This is a genomic window from Microbacterium sp. CGR1 (assembly GCF_051062835.1).
Lineage (GTDB): Bacteria > Actinomycetota > Actinomycetes > Actinomycetales > Microbacteriaceae > Microbacterium.
The window spans coordinates 2233796-2252867 of the sequence record NZ_JAOTPG010000001.1 but is presented as its reverse complement, the minus strand read 5'-3'; the positions used below and the strand labels follow the sequence as shown (position 1 = coordinate 2252867).

Annotated in this window: 18 protein-coding genes; 6 read left to right on the top strand and 12 right to left on the bottom strand. The window is 69.4% G+C overall.

The annotated features are described in order from the left end of the window. Positions 1–105: 105 nt before the first annotated feature. A complete protein-coding gene (locus OD997_RS11160; RefSeq protein WP_434332375.1) occupies positions 106–1029 on the bottom strand; it encodes a LysR substrate-binding domain-containing protein in 924 nt (307 codons plus the stop codon). A 148-nt stretch (positions 1030–1177) separates the two neighbouring features. On the opposite strand from OD997_RS11160, the gene OD997_RS11155 reads away from it, so the two are divergent. Further along, positions 1178–4657 (top strand): bifunctional proline dehydrogenase/L-glutamate gamma-semialdehyde dehydrogenase, encoded by a 3480-nt coding sequence (locus OD997_RS11155; protein WP_434331631.1) that lies wholly within the window; start codon positions 1178–1180, stop codon positions 4655–4657. An 82-nt stretch (positions 4658–4739) separates the two neighbouring features. On the opposite strand, the gene OD997_RS11150 is transcribed toward OD997_RS11155, so the two are convergent. The 8 genes from OD997_RS11150 to OD997_RS11115 form a co-directional block, all read right to left on the bottom strand. Beyond that, the gene (locus OD997_RS11150) at positions 4740–5795 is read right to left on the bottom strand and encodes an ABC transporter permease (protein WP_434332374.1); all 1056 of its coding nucleotides are present in this window, start codon (positions 5793–5795) and stop codon (positions 4740–4742) included. Between the two features lie 47 nt (positions 5796–5842). Then, on the bottom strand, positions 5843–6739 hold the full coding sequence (locus tag OD997_RS11145; RefSeq protein WP_434331630.1) for an ABC transporter ATP-binding protein: 897 nt from the start codon (positions 6737–6739) through the stop codon (positions 5843–5845). 168 nt (positions 6740–6907) lie between these two features. Next, on the bottom strand, positions 6908–8113 hold the full coding sequence (locus OD997_RS11140; RefSeq protein ID WP_434331629.1) for a hypothetical protein: 1206 nt from the start codon (positions 8111–8113) through the stop codon (positions 6908–6910). A gap of 34 nt (positions 8114–8147) precedes the next feature. Beyond that, on the bottom strand, positions 8148–9320 hold the full coding sequence (locus OD997_RS11135; RefSeq protein WP_434331628.1) for a benzoate/H(+) symporter BenE family transporter: 1173 nt from the start codon (positions 9318–9320) through the stop codon (positions 8148–8150). 54 nt (positions 9321–9374) lie between these two features. Further along, entirely contained in the window at positions 9375–10073 is a 699-nt protein-coding gene (locus OD997_RS11130) for a response regulator (RefSeq protein ID WP_434331627.1), read from the bottom strand. Next, positions 10070–11428 carry a sensor histidine kinase gene (locus OD997_RS11125; RefSeq protein ID WP_434331626.1) on the bottom strand — a complete coding sequence of 453 codons (1359 nt, stop codon included), beginning with the start codon at positions 11426–11428 and terminating at the stop codon, positions 10070–10072. The genes OD997_RS11130 and OD997_RS11125 overlap by 4 nt, the downstream gene beginning before the upstream one ends. 51 nt (positions 11429–11479) lie before the next feature. Then, positions 11480–12499, bottom strand: a complete 1020-nt coding sequence (locus tag OD997_RS11120; protein WP_434331625.1) for an LLM class flavin-dependent oxidoreductase — start codon at positions 12497–12499, stop codon at positions 11480–11482. Positions 12500–12536: 37 nt separating this feature from the next. Further along, positions 12537–14105 carry an ABC transporter substrate-binding protein gene (locus tag OD997_RS11115; protein ID WP_434331624.1) on the bottom strand — a complete coding sequence of 523 codons (1569 nt, stop codon included), beginning with the start codon at positions 14103–14105 and terminating at the stop codon, positions 12537–12539. Between the two features lie 189 nt (positions 14106–14294). Here OD997_RS11115 and OD997_RS11110 point away from each other — a divergent pair, with 189 nt between their 5' ends. Genes OD997_RS11110 through OD997_RS11100 form a run of 3 tightly spaced genes read left to right on the top strand, consistent with a single transcriptional unit; the run spans position 14295 to position 15696 of the window. Beyond that, positions 14295–14699: a VOC family protein gene (locus tag OD997_RS11110; RefSeq protein WP_434331623.1), complete on the top strand. Its 405-nt coding sequence runs from the start codon at positions 14295–14297 to the stop codon at positions 14697–14699. Beyond that, the gene (locus OD997_RS11105) at positions 14696–15013 is read left to right on the top strand and encodes a winged helix-turn-helix transcriptional regulator (protein ID WP_434331622.1); all 318 of its coding nucleotides are present in this window, start codon (positions 14696–14698) and stop codon (positions 15011–15013) included. Before OD997_RS11110 ends, OD997_RS11105 begins: the two co-directional genes overlap by 4 nt. A 56-nt stretch (positions 15014–15069) precedes the next feature. After that, complete coding sequence (locus tag OD997_RS11100; RefSeq protein WP_434331621.1) at positions 15070–15696, top strand: dihydrofolate reductase family protein; 627 nt, start codon at positions 15070–15072, stop codon at positions 15694–15696. A 13-nt stretch (positions 15697–15709) separates the two neighbouring features. Here the strand turns inward: OD997_RS11100 and OD997_RS11095 are convergent, their stop codons facing one another. Together OD997_RS11095 and OD997_RS11090 are read right to left on the bottom strand one after the other, a co-directional pair. Beyond that, the gene (locus tag OD997_RS11095) at positions 15710–16519 is read right to left on the bottom strand and encodes a Cof-type HAD-IIB family hydrolase (RefSeq protein WP_434331620.1); all 810 of its coding nucleotides are present in this window, start codon (positions 16517–16519) and stop codon (positions 15710–15712) included. A 5-nt stretch (positions 16520–16524) separates the two neighbouring features. After that, a complete protein-coding gene (locus OD997_RS11090) occupies positions 16525–17370 on the bottom strand; it encodes an exodeoxyribonuclease III (RefSeq protein WP_434331619.1) in 846 nt (281 codons plus the stop codon). A gap of 37 nt (positions 17371–17407) precedes the next feature. Between OD997_RS11090 and pyrE the strand changes: the two genes are divergently transcribed. Both pyrE and OD997_RS11080 read left to right on the top strand, forming a co-directional pair. Next, a complete protein-coding gene (gene pyrE / locus OD997_RS11085; RefSeq protein WP_029262822.1) occupies positions 17408–17968 on the top strand; it encodes an orotate phosphoribosyltransferase in 561 nt (186 codons plus the stop codon). After that, positions 17965–18867, top strand: a complete 903-nt coding sequence (locus tag OD997_RS11080; protein WP_434331618.1) for an ROK family protein — start codon at positions 17965–17967, stop codon at positions 18865–18867. Before pyrE ends, OD997_RS11080 begins: the two co-directional genes overlap by 4 nt. On the opposite strand, the gene OD997_RS11075 is transcribed toward OD997_RS11080, so the two are convergent. Beyond that, on the bottom strand, positions 18836–19036 hold the full coding sequence (locus OD997_RS11075; protein ID WP_434331617.1) for a hypothetical protein: 201 nt from the start codon (positions 19034–19036) through the stop codon (positions 18836–18838). The two genes, OD997_RS11080 and OD997_RS11075, sit on opposite strands and share 32 nt — an antisense overlap. Between the last annotated feature and the right edge of the window lie 36 nt (positions 19037–19072).

The following is a 19072-nucleotide window of genomic DNA, read 5'->3' as shown; positions in this document are numbered from 1 at the left end:
CACGCGTATCAACGGATGTATGTGCGCGCATATTCCCGATGACGCGAGATGACGTCACCCGAACGTTCGTGACGCAGGGGCTGGAGCAGGAGCAGGGGGCTGGCGTCAGTCGAGCAGGTTGCGGGAGGCGGCAGACGCGAGCGCTCGCCGCACCGCGCGAATCGACGGAGCCGCCGCCGACACGCGCCTGGCCGATGAGAAGATCTCCCGCCGCGGCTCGTCGGGGAGCGGGGTGAGTGCGACGGTCGGCGCCTCGCCGGCCCAGACGAGCTCGGGGAGCAGACCGACCGCGAGACCGGCGCGGATCAGGCGCACGTGAGCGGTGAGATCGGCGACCTCGAAGCGCACGTCGGGTTCGAAGCCCGCGGTGCGGCAGAGCTGCTCCGCCCACGCACGGGACGCGGTGCCTGCGGGTTCGAGCACCCATGGCTCATCCCTGGTCGACAACAGTGCGGCTGTGGCGTCGGCGGCCGTGGCATCCGTCGCCTCTTCCGCCCCGGGCTGTCGTGCCAATGCGATCGAGTCGTGCACGAGCACCACGCGGTCGAGGTCGGCGTGGATCGGACGGGTGCGGCCCGGGTACTGTTCGGCGAGGATCAGATCGAAGTCGCGGCTCGAGACGCCCACGAGCCCGGTCTCGGGATCGCTCTCGGTGACCTCGACGCGCAGAGCCGGATGCTGCTCGCGCAGTGTGTTGAGCGCCCCGGGAAGCAGGGAATGCGCCGTCGACTGGAACACGGCGATGTGCACCGTGCCGGTGACCTCGGTGAGCGACTCGGCGACCGCGACCTCGGCGTGCTCGAGCTGATCGAGGATGCCGATCGCCTCGGCCACGAGCACATTCCCCTGCGGCGTGAACTGCACGCCTCGGCCTACGCGGCGCAGCAGCGCGACGCCCACCTCGCGTTCGAGCGCGCTGAGCTGCTGAGACACGGATGCCTTGCTGTACGAGAGTGCGTCGGCGACCGCCGAGAGGGTGCCCCGACGGGACAGTTCGACCAGCATCCGCAGTCGATTGACGTCGAGCATCCGCACTTCTTTCGCACCGGCGAAATCGTTCATCGAAACTGAACAGAAATCACTCGAATCGGTTGATAGACGTAGCCTACTCGCGCGTCTGACAATGATCGAGCCGCACACGTACCCGGGTGTGCGATCCCCTGGAAGGTTCACCCTGATGACTGTCGTCGCCGACACCACCACTCCTGCCGCCGCACCGCGCACCGAAGAGGTCGCGGCCCTCGTGCAGCGCTGGCTCGCCGAGAGCGAGACCCACCCCGTCGAGCCCGCCGCCCAGCGCCTCTCCGAAGTCCTCAAGGACCCGAACGGCCTCGCCTTCACCGTCGGCTTCGTCGACGGAGTGATGCGTCCCGAAGACCTCAGCGTCGCCGGGCGCACCCTCGCCGAGCTGTCGGAGATCACCCCGTCACTGCTTCCCGGCTACCTCCGCGCCGCGATCAGGACCGGTGGGTTCTGGGCTCCCAGGCTGCCCGGCGTCGTCGTGCCGATCTCCCGCCGCGTGCTGCGCGCCATGGTCGGTCACCTCGTGCTCGACGCGACGCCGTCGAAGCTGGGCCCCGCGATCGCCAAGCTGCGCAAGAGCGGCAACCGACTCAACCTCAACCTCCTCGGCGAGGCCGTGCTCGGTGAGCGCGAGGCAGGTCGTCGTCTGCAGGGCACGTACGACTTCCTCGCCCGCAAGGACGTGGACTACGTCTCGATCAAGGTCTCGAGCGTCGTCAGTCAGCTGTCGATGTGGTCGTTCGACGAGGCCGTGGCCGACGTCGTCACCAAGCTCACTCCGCTGTACGAGCTCGCCGCAGCCTCCGAGGCCGCAGGCAAGACCAAGTTCATCAACCTCGACATGGAGGAGTTCCGCGACCTCGACCTCACGATCGCGGCGTTCACCAGCATCCTCGACCAGCCGGGGTTCGAGAATCTCGAAGCCGGCATCGTGCTGCAGGCCTACCTGCCCGACGCGCTCGGCGCGATGCAGCAGCTGCAGGAGTGGGCGACCGCCCGCCGGGCGAAGGGCGGAGCGCCCATCAAGGTGCGCGTCGTCAAGGGCGCCAACCTCGCCATGGAAGAGGTCGACTCGAAGGTGCACGGCTGGCCTCTCGCGACCTACGGCACCAAACAGGACTCCGACACGAACTACAAGCGCGTGCTCGACTGGTCGATGACGCCGGAGCGACTGGATGCCGTGCGCATCGGCGTCGCGGGACACAACCTGTTCGACATCGCCTACACGTGGCTGCTCGCCAAGGCCCGGAACGTGACGGATGCCGTGGAGTACGAGATGCTCCTCGGCATGGCGACCGGCCAGGCCGAGGCCGTCCGCAAGGACGTCGGCCAGCTGCTGCTGTACACACCCGTGGTGAACCCTGCCGAGTTCGACGTCGCGATCGCCTACCTCGTGCGCCGCCTCGAAGAGAACGCCAGCCCCGAGAACTTCATGTCGGCCGTGTTCGAGCTGGCCTCCGACCCCGCGCTCCTGACCCGCGAGCGTGAGCGCTTCGAGCGTTCTCTCGCCGGCCTCGAGGCCGACCGCTCGGTGCCGTCGTCGAACCGCGTGCAGGACCGCGCCGCGGAGGCGGCAGCACAGTCGGATGCCGTGACCACCGGTTTCGAGAACAAGCCGGACAGCGATCCGGCGATCGCCGCGAACCGCGCCTGGGGTCGCGAGATACTGGCGCGCTCGGTGGACTCGACGCTCGGTCTCGACTCGATCGCCCTCGCCAAGGTCGAGACGACCGACGAGCTCGACGGCATCTTCGCCGCCGCATCCGCCGCCGCGTCGACCTGGGCAGCCCTTCCTGCGGCCGAGCGCGCCGCCGTGCTGCACCGCGCGGGAGACGAGCTCGCCGCCCGCCGCGGTCAGCTGATCGAGATCATGGCCCACGAGGCGGGCAAGACGATCGCCGAGGCCGACCCCGAGGTCTCGGAGGCGATCGACTTCGCGCACTACTATGCCGAGCGCGCGCTCGACCTCGAGACCGTCGACGGCGCCGAGTTCGTGCCCTCGAAGGTGACCGTGGTGACGCCGCCGTGGAACTTCCCCGTCGCGATCCCCGCGGGTGGAGTGCTCGCCGGTCTCGCCTCCGGCTCGGGGGTCGTCATCAAGCCCGCCAAGCTGACCCAGCGCTGCGGCGCCGTGATGGTCGAGGCGCTGTGGGCCGCGGGCGTGCCGCGCGACCTGCTCGCGCTCGTCGACCTCGCGAACCGCGACCTCGGCACCCGTCTGGTCGCGAGCCCCGAGGTCGACCGCGTGATCCTCACCGGCGCCTACGAGACGGCGCAGCTGTTCCGGTCGTTCCGCTCCGACCTGCCGCTGCTGGCCGAGACCAGCGGCAAGAACGCGATCATCGTCACGCCGTCGGCCGACCTCGACCTCGCGGCCGCCGACGTCGCCCGCAGCGCCTTCGGTCACGCCGGCCAGAAGTGCTCGGCGGCATCGCTCGCGATCCTGGTCGGCTCCGTGGCCGACTCGAAGCGGTTCGAGCGCCAGTTGGTCGACGCCGTCACCTCGATGCGCGTCGGTCTGCCCGAAGACCCGGCGACGCAGATGGGACCGATCATCGAGCCGGCGAACGGCAAGCTGCTGACCGCGCTGACGACCCTCGAGCGAGGTGAGCGCTGGCTCGTCGAGCCGAAGAAGCTCGATGACGAGGGAAAGCAGTGGACGCCCGGCGTCAAGATCGGCGTCGCACCCGGCTCGACCACCCACCTGACCGAGTTCTTCGGTCCCGTGCTCGGCATCATGCACGCGAAGGACCTCGACGAGGCGATCCGTCTGCAGAACGCGGTGGACTACGGCCTCACCGCCGGCATCCACTCGCTCGACTCCGATGAGGTCGCCACGTGGCTCGAACGGGTCGAGGCCGGCAACCTCTACGTCAACCGCGGCATCACCGGCGCGATCGTGCAGCGCCAGCCGTTCGGCGGCTGGAAGCGGTCGGCCGTGGGAGCGGGCGCGAAGGCCGGTGGACCGAACTACCTGTTCGGCCTCGGCGACTGGGCCCCCGCAGAGCTCCCCGCCTCGGCCCCCGGCGCTGCCGTGATCCCCGCCGTCGACGCCCTGCTCGCCGCCGCCGGCTCCGACCTCGGCGCCGTCGAGATCGAGTGGCTGCACCGTGCGGCCGCCGCGGATGAGCGTGCATGGACCACCGAGTTCGGCACCGTCAGCGACAAGTCCGGTCTCGGCGTCGAGCGCAACGTGTTCCGGTATCGTCCCGTCGCCGCCGACGTGCGCATCGGGGAGACCGCGGCTCTGGCCGACGGCATCCGCGTGATCGCCGCAGCACTGCGCAGCGGCAGCCCGTTCACCGTCTCGGCTCCTGCTCTGCCCTCGCGCGTCGAGAAGGCGCTGCGTGCGCAAGGCATCACGGTGACGCACGAGAAGGATGCGGCGTGGGTCAAGCGCTTCACCAAGGCTGCGGCGAAGGCCGAGCACAGCTGGCAGCGGGTGCGCCTCGTGGGCGGCGACGCCTCCGCTCTGTTCGAGGCCCTCGGCGGAACTCCCGATGTCGCGGTCTGGTCGCACGCCGTCACGGGTGCAGGCCGCGTCGAGATGCTGCCGTTCCTGCACGAGCAGGCCGTGTCGATCACGAACCACCGCTTCGGAAACCCCACGACCCTGTCGGACGGCCTGATCTGACCCTGGACCGATCCCGGGACGACGAGGCCCCGTCCCGCAGATCTCTGCAGGACGGGGCCTCGTCGATGGAGGGTCTCGGCGGTCAGCCGCGCAGCGCCTCGCCGAGCTTCACACGCGAGCCCATGCGCAGCAGCGAGTTCTCGTAGATCTTCGCGCCGACCACGATCGCGGCGACGCAGCTCGCGAGCAGGATCACCAGGCTCAGCAACGGCTCCCACCACTGCGCCTCGCCCACGAACAGCCGCATCGGCATCCCGACCGGAGCCGAGAACGGCACGTACGACATGATCGTCAGCACCAGCGGGTTGTCGTTGAAGATGATCACGAGCACGTACGGCGCCATGATCAGCATCGTGATCGGGGTCGTCGTCGAGCCGATGTCCTCCTGGCGGGAGACCATCGACGCCGCTGCGGCGAAGAGCGCCGCGAGCAGGATGAACCCGAAGAGGAAGAACACCGCGAACCAGATGATCGGGGCTCCGAGCGTCGACAGCACCTCGCGTTGGCCGGTGGCTATCAGCCCGATCGTGGCGACCGCGGCGAGAGCCAGGATCTGACCCATCGCGAGGATCGTATTGCCGATCACCTTGCCCGCGAGCAGCGTGCGCGCCGAGATGGTCGACAGCAGGATCTCAACTACGCGAGTCTGCTTCTCCTCGACAATGCTCTGGGCGATCGTGCCGCCGAAGGTCGCCGCGGCTCCCATGAACACGATGCCGAAGGCGATCGCGATGAAGTACCGCAGCAGCGGGTTGGTCGTCGCAGGTTCCAGGATCTCGACCGTCGGGGCCTGCGACAGCGCCGACACGAGAGAGGTCGGGGCGTCCTTGAGCGCCACGACGGTGACGCCGGTCGGACCGTCGCCCGGCAGGACCGCCGCATCGACCTTCTCATCGCGCAGCAGCTGCTCGGCGGCAGCCTGATCCGACACCTCGGTGATCTCGGTGTCGGGCAGCGCCGACACGAGGGATGCGGTCTCGGAGGTCACGGCCACCGGCATCGCATCGGTGTTCTTGCTCGCGAAGCCACCGATCACGATGCCGGCGAGCGCGATGAGCAGCAGGACGCCGGTCGAGATCAGGAAAGCCTTGCTGCGCAGCTTCGAGCCGATCTCACGCTCGGCGACGAGCCAGATCATCGAGGCCTGCGAGCTCGTGCCGGCGTTTCCGGTGGTGTTCGAGGTGCTCACTGGATGACCTCCTTGAAGATCTGGGCGAGAGAGGGATGCTTGGGGGCGAAGCTCGCCACGTCGCCGCGGTCGACGGCGGTGCGCAGCACGCGCTGGGCGACCTCGGCATCGTCGGCGTCGAACAGGGCGTAGCCGCCCTCGAAGTCGAGCACGGTGACACCCGGTTCGGCGCGCAGCCACCCGGCGTCTCCCGCCGAGACGAGTTCGTAGCGGCTGCCCGCGTGCTGGGCGCGGAGCGCGTCACGGGAGCCCGACGCGCGGATGGTCCCCGCGGCGAGGATCACCAGGTCGTCGCACAGCCGCTCGACGACGTCGAGCTGATGCGAGGAGAAGAGGATCGATGCGCCCTTCGCGGCCGAGGCCTGGAGTACCGACGCGACCACGTCGACCGCGAGCGGGTCGAGGCCCGAGAACGGCTCGTCGAGGATCAGCACCTCGGGGTCGTGCACGAGGGCCGCCGCGATCTGCGCGCGCTGCTGGTTGCCGAGCGAGAGCGACTCGATCGTGTCGCCCAGGCGCTCCTCGAGTCCGAGCTCGGTGAGCAGCGCGGTCGCGCGGGTGGCGGCATCCGTCTTGCTGAAGCCGTGCAGACGGGCGAGGTACACGATCTGCTCGAGCACCTTCATCTTGGGGTACAGGCCCCGCTCCTCCGGCATGTACCCGAAGAGCCGCCGGTCGGCGGAGGTGAGGGTCTTGCCGTCGAGTTCGACGGTTCCGCCGTCGGACCCGAGCAGCCCGAGGACGATCCGCATGGTCGTGGTCTTGCCTGCGCCGTTGCCGCCGACGAACCCGGTGAGACGCCCGGGGGCCACCTCGAACGAGACGTCGTCGAGCACACGCCGCGAGCCGTAGCTCTTGGTGATGCCGCTCAGTACGAGCTTTCCTGTGGTCATGCCCTCACGCTATGGCGGGGCGCGGCACCGCGGCATCCCCCCTGTGGTGGATCTGCACGGATGATCTGCACCGCGCCCGTCTCGCCCGATGGCACGGTCATCCACCGTGCGGGGGAGACCGGTGCCCCAGCGCAGGACCAGGAAAGATCAGTGCCGGAACAGGAAAGGTCAGCGCAGGAACAGGAACGAGAAGATGCCGAGCGCGAACGGGGCCATCGTCACCACGAGCATGACCCCGACGATGATGCCGACGATCACCCACGGGCTTCGGCGCTTGAGGCGCTGACCCGGAGGGGCGACACCGGGAGGAGGAGGGGTGAGCAGACCCTGCGGTGCCGCGAACGGCAGTGCCGGGGCTCCCGCGGGCCCCGGAGCTGCGGTCCCATAGGCGGGGAGAGACGGATGCTGCGCGACCGGCGTCGCGAGCCGCAGCCGGTCGTCGCGCCATCGGGCCCACTGATCGAGCTTCGTCAGCAGAGCGCCGACCGCGCCGAACAGCCACGCCCAGGTCGCCGGGTCGAGCGTCGACACCTCGCGACGTGCGTAGAGGAAGAGCCAGTCGTCGACGATCTCGACATCGAGCTGTGCGGCGTGATCGATGAAGCGCGCCATGACGTCGGGTGTGAAGAGGTAGAGGGCGTCGACCTCGTAGCCCGCAGGGCAGTACAGCGAGAAGTAGCGGTCGAAGTCGCCCTCGAGCGAGAGCCGCTGGTCGCCGCTGAACGCACCGGCGACGGTGCTTCCGAGGGTGTTGTTGCCGAGCGCGTCGAGCACGATGTTCGGCAGCGGGACGTCGAGCTTGACGGCGACGTAGCCCCAGCGGTGCGTCTGCGACTGCTTGCCGTTGCTCGTCGTGTACTGGTAGTTGCCGAACTCGACGAATCGGGGTTTGACCCCGCGGAGCACGTCGGTCGACATCCGGCTCGACCCGCTCGAGAAGATCATCCCCGGCAGCGGCGGGTCGTCGATGCGCTCGAAGTAGCTCATCGCGTTCGCCCCCGCGAAGCGCGCGAGGCGGAAGCGGGTCAGATTGCGCGTGCGGATGCCTCGACGCACGAGCATCACGATTCCCACGATGAGACCCGCGAACAGCAGCAGGGCGAGGAGTCCGGCGACCGCGACCCCGGTGCCGCGCCCGATCGTGTACCCGAGGCCGAGGATCATGATCCCGACGACGGGCACGACGCACAGCACCGCGAATCCCGCGGCCACCCACGCGACGATCTGTCCCGCGGAGGAGCGGTTGCCGGCGCGCTGGGCGCGGGCGAACGCGTCGACCTCGGCGGGGTTCACCGGGTCGAGCAGTGCACGGGCGTCGAAATGACCGGCGGGCGTGCCGGCGGACGGGACGGGCGCTGAAGCGGGAACGGTCACGCCCCCACGCTAGCCGAGCGGATTCTCCGAGTCCTCAGCGGCGCCCGGCATGCAGGGCCGTGCGCACGACGAGCCCGGCGACCAGCGCCCAGAACGCGGCGCTCACGCCCAGCAGTGAGATGCCGGATGCCGCCACCAGGAAGGTGACGACCGCGGGGATGCGCTCGCCCGGGTCGTCGATCGCCTGCTGCACGGACGCCCCGAACGCCCCGAACAGCGCGAGTCCGGCGACGGCGGGGATCACGGCCTCGGGTGCGAGGAGCACGAGCGCGGCGAACGCAGCCGAGAACCCGCCGAGCACGAGGTAGGAGGCCCCGGTCGACACGCCGGCCACCCAGCGCCGCTTCGGATCGGGATCGGCGTCGGGGGATGCCGCGAGCGCGGCGCTGATCGCCGCGAGGTTGATCGCGTGGCCGCCGGCCGTGGCGCCGAGCGCGGTGCCGAGGCCGGTGACGAGCATGGCGGGTCGCCAGGGCACCTCGTAGCCGAAGCTGCGCATGATGGCGATGCCCGGAACGTTCTGCGACGCCATCGTGACGATGAACAGCGGCAGCGCGACACCGATCATGGCGCCGAGCGTGAAGGTGGGCGCCGTGAGTTCGAGGCGGGGGACCAGCAGTCCGGCGTCGACCGGGGCGCCCGCCTGGATGAGCGAGACGGTGACCACGACCGCCGCCGCGAGGAAGGCCAGCGGAACCGCCCACCGCGGTGCGAGACGAGAGAAGACCAGCCAGGTCAGCACGACCGGCACCACGCCCCAGGGGTTGGCGACGAGACCGGTGATCGGCGCGAGGCACAGGGGCAGCAGGACGCCGGCGAGCATCGCCTGCGCGATGGAGGGAGGGATGCGCGCGATCAGCGCGCCGAGGGCCGGCCAGAGCGCCGTGAGCAGGATCAGCGCCGCCGCGACGAGGAACGCGCCGACTGCGGCCGACCAGCCTCCCTCGATGACGCCGGTCGCGGCGAGCAGTGCAGCGCCGGGAGTCGACCAGGCCACGGTGATCGGCATCCGATACCGCCAGGCGAGGACGACGCACGCGAGTCCCATCGTGAGACTGACCGCGAGCAGTCCGCTGGCCGCCTGGGCCGGAGTCGCGCCGACCGCGCTGAGGCCCGTGAGTACGACGGCGAACGAGCTCGTGAACCCGACCAGTGCGGTGACGATCCCCGCCAGGACAGGTCGGGAGAGGGGTGCGGCGGTCGGCATCCTCCGAGCGTATCGGGGCCGCGGTCGGGGTTGAGGTCGCGGGCGCAGCCGCGGTTACGCGAGTCCCATGCGGTGCGCGAGCACGACAGCCTGCACACGGTCGCGGGCGCCGAGCTTCTGCAGCACGCGTGAGACGTGGGTCTTCACGGTCGCCTCGCCGATGAACAGCGCGCTCGCGATCTCGGCGTTGCTGCGGGCATCCGCGAGCAGCATGAGAACCTCCGCCTCGCGGTCGGTGAGCGGGTCGGCGAGCACCACAGGGGCTGCGGGGCTGACGATGGGGGCGGATGCCGGAGCTGCCTCCGGCGCGGGAACGTGGGCGAACCGGGCGAGCACCCGGCGGGTGACCTCGGGCGCCAGCATCCCGTCTCCCGCGGCGAGTGCGCGGACCGCGCTGATGAGGTCCTCGGCTCCGGCGTTCTTGAGGAGGAAGCCGCTCGCTCCCGCATCCAGCGCCTGATAGAGGTAGTCGTCGCGGTCGAACGTCGTGACGATCGCGATGGCCGCGGCGATCGCGGGGTCGGCGATGATCCGCCTGGTCGCCTCGATGCCGTCCATGTCGGGCATCTGCACGTCCATCGTGATCACGTCGGGATGCAGAGCGGATGCCTGCGTCAGCGCCTCGGCGCCGGTCGCCGCCTCGCCCACGACCGTGATGTCGGGCTGCGTGTCGAGGATCGTCCGGAACCCGGCACGCAGCATCGCGTGGTCGTCGACGAGAAGAACGCGGATCGGAGGGGCTGGCGTGGTCATGAGGAGGGGCTCGTCTCGGTCAGCCGGTCGGTCTGCGAGGGGTGAGGAATGGCGGGCGCTCTGCCGGCCGATGAGGCCGTGCCGGCCAGTGACGTCGGACCGGCCAGTGACGTCGTACCGGCCAGCGGCACCCGCGCCCGCACGCGCAGCCCGCCCGAGGGGCGCGGGGTCACTTCGAGGCTGCCGCCCGATGCCGCAGCCCGCTCGCGCATGCCGAGTTGACCCAGACCCGGTCGCAGCACGGCGACCGCTCGACCGGTGTTGACGACCTCGACCTCGACGCCCTCGTCGTCGTAGCGGACGCGCACGTCGGCGGTGGCACCGACCCCGGCGTGACGCCGGGCGTTGGTCAGCGACTCCTGCGTGATCCGGTACAGGTTGACGGCGACGACCGACGGCACGGCGACCGGCTCGCCGATCACCGCGTAGTCGGTGGGGAGCCCGGCCTCGACCGACGCCTCGACCAGCGAGCGGATGTCGTCGAGGGTCACGGTCGACCCGGCATCCGGTGTCTCGCTGCCGGGCGAGCGCAGAGTCTCGAGCAGCTGACGCAGCTCGTGGATGGCATCGCGCGCCGACCCTTCGATGCCCGTCAGGATGCTCTTGGACTTCTCCGGGTCCTGGTCGATCACGAGACGAGCGGCACCCGCCTGAACGCCCATGACCGAGACGTGATGGGCGACCACGTCATGCAGCTCGCGGGCGATTCGCACGCGGTCGAGGGCGACGGCTTGAGCTGCGGTCACCTCGCGCTCCCTCTCGAGCTCGGCCGTGCGCTGTTCGAGCACCTGACGCTCCTGCGCGGCATGCCACGAGCGCTCGCCGAAGTAGTACGCACCGCCGAAGTAGAGCACGTTCAGCAGCAGCTGGATGAGCATGAAGGCCAGATAGGGCGAGAGCAGGCCGGCTGCGACCTCGGCCTTGTCAGCCTCCTCGATCGCCTGGCGGTACATCGTGATGATGAGCCAGACGAACATGCCGACGATGATCGAGACGCGCACGATCATCGCGGCTCTGCGGTTGTTCATCCACGCGCCCACCGTGTACAGCGACACGAACATGGCGATGTTGCCGACGTAGATCTCGGGCACCTGGAACGAGATCGCGAGGAAGTAGGCGACGCACACCGCCACCGCGACGGGGCCGGGCCACCGACGCCGCACGCCGAGCGGCACGGTGACGGCGACCGCGTAGACGAGTGCGGTCCAGGGCTCAGCCCTGGTGTCGCCGTAGATCTCGGCGACCGTAGAGAGGGCGGCGCTCAGCACCGCGCCCACGAACATCACGGCGGCGAGAATGAGGTCGCTGCGCTGCTCGCGGACACTGGGCGTGCGGGTGAACGGCGCTGCGGGCATTCCCCCACCGTAGATCGAAGGCGGATGCTGCGGCATCCCCCGCACGGGGGATCACGCCGTGACCGCGCCCGCCTTGCCCAGGTGCGCCACGGGAAGGTGGGGGTGGATCTCCTCGGCGATCCGCACGAAGCTCTCGCGGTACTCGGGGCGGTCGTATCCGAGCGGGATGCTGAACAGGTAATCGGTCGAGGATGCGACGGTGGGATCGTAGAGGAGCGCGTCGACGATCTGCGCCGGTGACCCGTAGAGGATCGACGAGGCGCGCAGCACCTCCTCGGCCGATCCACTCGTGTCGACGCCGGGGAGTGCCCGAGGGCTCTCGGTCAGGTGCTGAGTGAAGAGCCTGATCGCCTCGGCCTCGTCGCGGGCGGGAAGGATCGACCGTGAGACTCCGATCCTCGGCGTCGCCGCGGGGTCGAGTGCGTCGAGGTAGGCGTCGACGAGTGGTCTCTGAGCCTGCCCGGTGTCGGCACCGCGAACGAGGCGGTGCAGCTGCAACCCGTCTCCGGACACCCCGGCCGCGCGGGCGGTGCGCACGTTCGCCGTGGCCTGCCAGATCCGACCAGGCAGCGTGCCGGAGGGCGGATACAGGTCGTACTCGCTCCCGTCCGAGCCGGTCTCCGTGTGGAGGAAAGCCGCACGCAGGCGATCGAGGGTCTGCGCATAGAGGCCTTCGCGTTCCGTTTCGTCGAGACCGAACGCGTGGTACGCGGCGGTCGAGAAGCCTCCGGGGTTGCCCTTGCCCACCCCGAGCTCGAGACGGTCGCCGCTGAGGGTGTTCACCAGCGCCGCCGTCTCCGCGACCCGAAGCGGGTTGTCGAGCGCGAGCGGCACGACGGCGGTGCCGAGACGCAGACGGGTCGTCCGCTGACTGAGCGCGGCGAGCAGCGTGAGGGCCGATGGGGATCCGATCGCTGAGAAGTGGCCTTCGGCGAGCCAATAGGACTCGAACCCCAGCTGCTCGACTCGCTGGGCGTTCTCGAACAGCGTCGCGTACATGTGCGTGGCATCCGCGGAGCGTGGCGGAACCTCGAACAGTGAGAGGCCCGGCCTCGTCTCGGTGATGGTCATGTCTCTCCCGTGCTCGTCTCGGCATCCGATGGGGGCGTCACTCGCCGATCGTCACGCCGGTCCAGTTCAGTCGTCCCTGCCCGTTGTCGAAGTTCGACGAGATGCTCGGGTCCTTCACCCAGGTGATCGGGGCGGAGCTCAACGGGATGACGGAGCCGTCGAGGAACCCGATCTCGTTGGCCGCCTTGACGCGGTCGACGAACGCGGGGTCGTCGATCGGTGTGGCCCGCAGCTCGGCGATCGCGCTCTGGAACGCCTCCGTCGTGTACGGCGAGCTGAGGTTGAGCACGCCGTTCACGTCGAAGTGCTCGGTCAGCAGCTGCGTCGGCGAGTTGCGGCCCACCCAGCCGTACAGCGAGAAGGCGGTCTCCTTGCCGAAGTACCCCTGTGCCCAGTTCGGGTCGCTGTCGATCGTCACGGTGACGCCCACATCGGCCAGCTGGGCCTGGACGAGCTCCGCGAAGGCGACGTTCTGGAAGGGTGACGTGCTCAGGGTGACCTCGAGACCGTCGGGGTGGCCTGCCTCCTCGAGCAGGGTCTTGGCCCGCTCCGGGTCGTGCTCGAAGGCCGTCTCGAGCTCGGGGTTGGACGCGAGATGCGTGGGCGGGACGATCTGATGCGTCACCTCTCCTTCGCCGAGCAGGACGCGGTCGACGAATGCCTGCTGGTCGAGCGCGAGACGGAACGCCTCGACGACCTTGTCGTCGTCGAACGGGGCCACCTTGCGGTTCACATTGAGGAACTGCACGACCCAGTTCGTGGAGATGTCCGAGACGAGGTCGAGATTCGCATCCTTCGCCTGCTGGATCTGCGCGCCGCCGATCTGCGCGAAGTTGTAGACGCCCGTCTGGATCCCCGACACGACCGAGGCGGCGTCGACACCGTACGAAATCTCGATGCGGTCGATCTTGATCTCATCCGCGTTCCAGTAGCCGTCGAACTTCTCGAGGTAGATGTGCGACTCGGGCACGTACTCGACGACCTGGAACGGGCCGGCGCCGATCGGGAGCTGCGAATTGAGAGCGACGGCATCCTCCGGGGTCGCCGTGGCCTCCTCGCTGGTGAGGAATCCGGCGCGGACGCTCAGGAGGTAGGGCACCTGGTAGTCGACGCTCTTGAGATGGACGGTGAAGTTCAGCTCGTCATCGGCCGTCACCGTGCCGATGTTCGAGTACGAGCCGAGCAGGGCCGAGTTCTCCTGGGTCTTGGCGCGGGTGAAGTAGAACGCCACGGCTTCGGCATCGACCGTCGAGCCGTCGTGGAAGGTGAGGCCGTCCCGCAGAGTGAAGGTCACGGCCGTGCCGTCGTCGTTGTACTCCCATGACTCGACGAGGCCTGGCGCCGGCTCGCCGTCCTTCTCGGTGAGCAGCGGCTCGTAGATCGCGCCGAGCTGGATGGACACCCCGGTCGCTCCGGTGACCACCGGATCCCAGTTGGCAGGAGCGCTCGAATCCGCCCATCGGATGACCGCAGGCTGCGTGTCGTCGCCGGCGGTCGTGCCGGATGACGGTGCGGTGGAGCAGGCGGCCAGGACGGAGGTCGTCGCGACGAGGGTCGCGAGTGCGGCGAGCAGCACGCGCTTCGGTCGCTGGATCAGGCGGTTCACGGGGGAGTCTCTCCTCGGATGAGTCGTGCGGTGGGGCCTTGTCCTGAGCGATTGTGGCGGAGGTCGGAACGACCGAGAGCGGGCGTGTCCTCCCGTGACCCGCGGTGTCGGCGCGTGCCGTAATGAGACGGCGCGGGACGCTTCACGGATGCTCTTGACGAAGCACTTGCATTTTGCAAGTATCAACCCATGAGCCTTTTCATCACCTGCCCCGTCGAGAGCGTCGACCGGGCCACCGCGTTCTACACCGCCCTCGGCTGGACCCTCAATGCCGAGATGTCCGATCACAACGTGTCGTGCTTCGCGATCGCGCCCGAGCAGTACGTCATGCTCGGCAGTCGCGAGATGTACGCGAGCGTCGGCGGCACCGAGGACATCATCGGCGGGCCTGACACCCCGTCGAAGGTCACGGTCTCGTTCGACCTCGACAGCCGGGAGGCGGTCGACGCTCTCGTCGAGCGCGCCGCTGCCGCCGGTGGACGCGTCGGCGACACCGACGACTACCCGTTCATGTACCAGCGCCAGTTCGACGACCCCGACGGCTACCACTACTCACCGTTCTGGATGAAGCCGGACTCCGACCAGAACACGTGAGCGACCTCGCCGCAGCCCTCGACGTCGTCGGGGCCCGGTGGGCGCTGCTCATCGTGGAACGGCTCCTCGACGGGCCGCAGAGGTACGGCGACCTGCAGCGGGGTCTGGGGGTGCCGACGAACATGCTCGCGACTCGTCTGCGAGAACTCGAAGCGGCGGGAGTGCTGAGCAGGCTGCCCCTCCGGCACAACACCCGCGCCTACGCGCTCACCGAGCGAGGCGTCGCGCTGCGCGAGGCGATCGACGCGCTCGCCCGGTGGGGCGAGGAACGATCGGATACCGCCGACCGGACACCCTCCCGCGACCCCGAATGAGCGAATAGTGTGAGCCGTGTCATCGTGCAGGATCTCTCGTGCAAAGGAGCACTCTGATGGCCGGACGCATTCTGATCGACCTCTTCATGACCCTCGACGGCGTCGCCCAGGGGCCGGGCGGCACTGACGAGGACACCTCGGGAGGGTTCCGGTTCAGCGGCTGGCAGGCCGGATACCCCTCGTCGAGCATGGGGGAGACCGTCTCACAGGGGATGCAGGGGCTCGACGCGCTGCTGCTCGGGCGCCGGACGTACGACATCTTCGCCGGATACTGGCCCCATCACACCGAGGGCCCGTCCGGTGAGATCGGCAGGCTGTTCGACCGGGTGCCGAAGTATGTTGCGACGCGGAACGACGACCTGGCGCTCGACTGGCAGAACAGTCACCGAGTGGGCGAGGACCTCGCTGCAGAGATCGCCGAGCTGCGGGCGCAGCACCACGAGGTGCACGTGATCGGCAGCATCGACTTCGTGCACTCGCTGCTCGCCGAGGGCCTGTTCGATGAGCTGAATCTGTGGGTGTACCCGATCCTGCTCGGGGCAGGCAAGACGGTGTTCGACGACGGTGCCCTGCCGTCGGTGCTGCGGCTGCTCGAACCTCCGGTCGTCGACGACAGCGGTGTGATGCTGCTGCGCTACGGCCGCACGGACCGCGTGCCCGAGGTCGGCACCTTCGAGGACTGATCGACTCGGCGAGTCAGCCGAGCATCCGCTCGATGACCCGTGCGACACCGTCGTCGTCGTTCGAGGTCGTGGTCTCATCCGCGGCATCCTGCACGACGTCGTCGGCGTCGGCCATCGCGACCCCGAGGCGCGCCCAGCGGAGCATCTCGACATCGTTGAGAGCATCGCCGAAGGCGATCACGTCGCGGCGGTCGATCTCGAGATGCTCGCAGAGGCGGGCGAGGCCGGTGGCCTTGGTGACGCCCTCGGCCATGACCTCGACGAACGGCGCCCCCGACAGCGTGGCCTCGAAGCCGGTGAGCCCGAGATCGCACAGCGCCTCGAACAGCGCGGACGGCGCAAGCTCCGGATGCCGGATCACGAGTTTCAGACTGGGAGCGGCGAGTACCTGGTCGAGTCCCACCCCACCCATCGTGCGCGGGTCGCGCTTGTGGTCCGACAGATCGGCGATCTCGGCGTAGCCGTGCTGGGCGACGAACGTTTCGCCGCCCTCGCGCACGCTCGCGAACAGCAGCCCGGGGATGCTGGCGCGCAGCGCCTCGGCCAGGACCCGGATCGTCTCGGACGGAAGCTCCTCGGCGAACAGCATCCGTCCGTCCGTGAGGTGCGTCGCATAGGCGCCGTTGCTGCACAGCGCCCAGCCGTCGAAGCCCGCGCCGTCGGCGATCGCGCGCAGTCCGATCGGCTGCCGGGCGGTCACGGGCACGACATGGATGCCGCGGGCCCGCGCCCGATCGAGCGCCGCCCGTGTGCGCCGCGTGACCGTGGACGACGAATCGAGCAGGGTCCCGTCGAGATCGGTGGCGATCAGGCGGAGAGACACAGCACTCAGGAGAAGATCATGGGCAGGTCGTCGTCTTCGTCAGCGCCGCCCAGGTCGAACTCGACGACCACGGGGACGTGGTCGCTCGGCTGCTCGCCCTTGCGCTCGTCGCGGTGGATCGAGGCGCTGGTGACCGCATCCGCGAGCGCCTTCGATCCGAGGACGAAGTCGATGCGCACGCCCTCGTTGCGGGGGAACTTCAGGCGCTGGTAGTCCCAGTAGGTGAAGCCCTCGGGGATCAGCGGTCGCACCACGTCGGTGAGGCCCGCATCGGCGAACGCGAAGAACGCCTGACGCTCCTCGGGGGACACGTGCGTGGAGACGCCCTCGACGATGTCGGGGTCGCCGTTGTCCTTGTCGAACGGGATGATGTTGAAGTCGCCGACCAGCGCGAGGGGCAGATCGGGGTTCGCCGACAGTTCGGCGGCGGTCGCCTTCTTCAGCTCTTCGAGCCAGTGCAGCTTGTAGGTGTAGTGCGGGTCCTCGAGCGAGCGACCGTTCGGCACATAGAGGCTCCACACGCGCACGCCGTCGACGAGCACGCCCAGCGCGCGTGCCTCGAGCGGAGCATCCGGCCCCTCATGCCCCTTGGCGAAGCCCGGCATGCCGTCGAACGACGTGCGCACGTCGGTGATCGGCAGGCGGCTCGCGATGGCGACGCCGTTCCACTGATTGAGGCCGTGCACCTCGACGTGGTAGCCGGCCTCTTCGAACGGCCCGTACGGGAACTGCTCGGGCTTGCACTTGATCTCCTGCATCGCGAGCACATCGATGTCCTCTCGGACGGCGAACTCGACGGTGCGGGTGACACGGGTGCGGATGGAGTTGACGTTCCAGGTGGCCAAGCGCATGCGTCAAGCCTAGGGCCCACCTCCTACACTGGATGCCGTGACCGCACTCGACGCAGACCGCCAGACCCTCCTCGACCTGATCAAGGACGAGGCCGTGTTCCACGGAGACTTCACCCTCTCGAGCGGCAAGAAGGCGACGTACTACGTCGACATGCGCAAGCTCACCCTCGACCACCGCGCGGCTCCCGCGATCGGGCGCATCATGCTCGACCTGATCGGCGACCTCGACGTCGTGGCGGTCGGTGGCCTGACGCTCGGCGCCGACCCGATCGCGAACTCGGTGCTGCACGCCTCGGTCGCCACGGACCGCCCGCTCGACGCCTTCGTGGTGCGCAAGGAGCCGAAGGACCACGGACGAGGCCGCCAGATCGAGGGCGCGGACGTCAAGGGCAAGCGTGTCGTCGTGCTCGAAGACACCTCGACCACTGGCCAGTCGGCACTCAAGGCCGTCGAGGCGCTGCGCAAGGAGGGTGCCGAGATCGTCGCCGTCGCCGTGATCGTCGACCGCAAGACCGGCGCTCAGGCCGCGATCGAAGCCGAGGGCCTCGAATGGCGCGCCGCCTTCGACCTCGACGACCTCGGACTCGACCCCCAGTGACCCGCTACGCCCTGGCCGTCGACGTCGGCGGCACCAAGATGGAGGCCGCGCTCGTGAGCGAGCACGGCACTCTGCTCGACGGCAGCCGTTCGCGCCACGCGACCGGTCGCGAGGCGACGCTCGAGTCGCTGAACCTCGCCGTGGTCGCGATCGTGACGCACGCGCTCGCCGCGCTTCCCGCGGATGCCGAGCTCGTCGGCGCGGGGGCAGGCAGTGCCGGCCCGATCGACCGCGGAACGGGATCGATCCTGCCGGTGAACATGCCGCTCGCCCGGGGGTTCGGACTCGAGGAGTCCGTGCGCGCTGCAGCATCCGCCGCTCTGGGGCGCGAGGTTCCGACGGTGCTCGGCCACGACGGGGGCGCTCTCGCTCTGGCCGAGTCGTGGCTCGGCGCCACTCAGGACGCTGGCGCCTCGCTGTCGATCGTCGTCTCGACCGGCGTCGGCGGAGGCTTCGTCGCGAACGGCGCCTACATCCCCGGCGCCACCGGCAACGCCGGGCATCTCGGACAGGTGCGTCGCGAAGGCGGGCTCACCCTCGAGGAGATCGCCTCGGGGCCCGCGAGTGCCGCCTGGGCGCAGCAGCAGGGCTGGACCGGCGCGACCGGAGAAGACCTCGCGCGGGATGCTGCCGCGGGCGACGCCGTCGCGCGCGCCGCGATCGAGCGGTCGGCGAAGGCCGTGGGCGAGGCGCTGGCCGATGCCGCGACCCTCGTGGACCTCGACATGGTCGCGATCGGCGGAGGCTTCTCACGGGTCTCGGCCGACTACATCGACCTCGTGCAGCAGGCGCTCACGGCGAGTGCCGCGCACGAGTACTCGCGTCGTACCAGGGTCGTGCGCTCGGGGCTCGGCGACGAGGGTCCGCTCATCGGCGCCGCGGCACTCGTCCTGCGCTGACGCCGGAGCCGCGCTTCACCGATCTGTCGAGGGCAGCCCCGATATTCGCCTCCAGTGCGTCCAGGCGCCTGCCGAGCTTTCGGAAACCGACAAGCAACCCCGTTCCGAGTATCGCGACGATGGCGATGTCGGAGATGATGAGGGCGAGGATGAAGTCCGGGTCGGGCATGGTTCGATGCTGCACTCCCGCCAAGCATTCTGCAGT

Bases quoted from the DNA above. Each gene is read 5' to 3' on its own strand.
- OD997_RS11145 (WP_434331630.1), bottom strand. From the start codon at position 6,739: ATGACCACAGGAAAGCTCGTACTGAGCGGCATCACCAAGAGCTACGGC.
- OD997_RS11160 (WP_434332375.1), bottom strand. From the start codon at position 1,029: ATGCTCGACGTCAATCGACTGCGGATGCTGGTCGAACTGTCCCGTCGG.
- OD997_RS11090 (WP_434331619.1), bottom strand. From the start codon at position 17,370: ATGCGCTTGGCCACCTGGAACGTCAACTCCATCCGCACCCGTGTCACC.
- OD997_RS11100 (WP_434331621.1), top strand. From the start codon at position 15,070: ATGGCCGGACGCATTCTGATCGACCTCTTCATGACCCTCGACGGCGTC.
- OD997_RS11155 (WP_434331631.1), top strand. From the start codon at position 1,178: ATGACTGTCGTCGCCGACACCACCACTCCTGCCGCCGCACCGCGCACC.
- OD997_RS11120 (WP_434331625.1), bottom strand. From the start codon at position 12,499: ATGACCATCACCGAGACGAGGCCGGGCCTCTCACTGTTCGAGGTTCCG.
- OD997_RS11125 (WP_434331626.1), bottom strand. From the start codon at position 11,428: ATGCCCGCAGCGCCGTTCACCCGCACGCCCAGTGTCCGCGAGCAGCGC.
- OD997_RS11150 (WP_434332374.1), bottom strand. From the start codon at position 5,795: ATGATCTGGCTCGTCGCCGAGCGTGAGATCGGCTCGAAGCTGCGCAGC.
- OD997_RS11110 (WP_434331623.1), top strand. From the start codon at position 14,295: ATGAGCCTTTTCATCACCTGCCCCGTCGAGAGCGTCGACCGGGCCACC.
- OD997_RS11130 (WP_434331627.1), bottom strand. From the start codon at position 10,073: ATGACCACGCCAGCCCCTCCGATCCGCGTTCTTCTCGTCGACGACCAC.
- OD997_RS11075 (WP_434331617.1), bottom strand. From the start codon at position 19,036: ATGCCCGACCCGGACTTCATCCTCGCCCTCATCATCTCCGACATCGCC.
- OD997_RS11135 (WP_434331628.1), bottom strand. From the start codon at position 9,320: ATGCCGACCGCCGCACCCCTCTCCCGACCTGTCCTGGCGGGGATCGTC.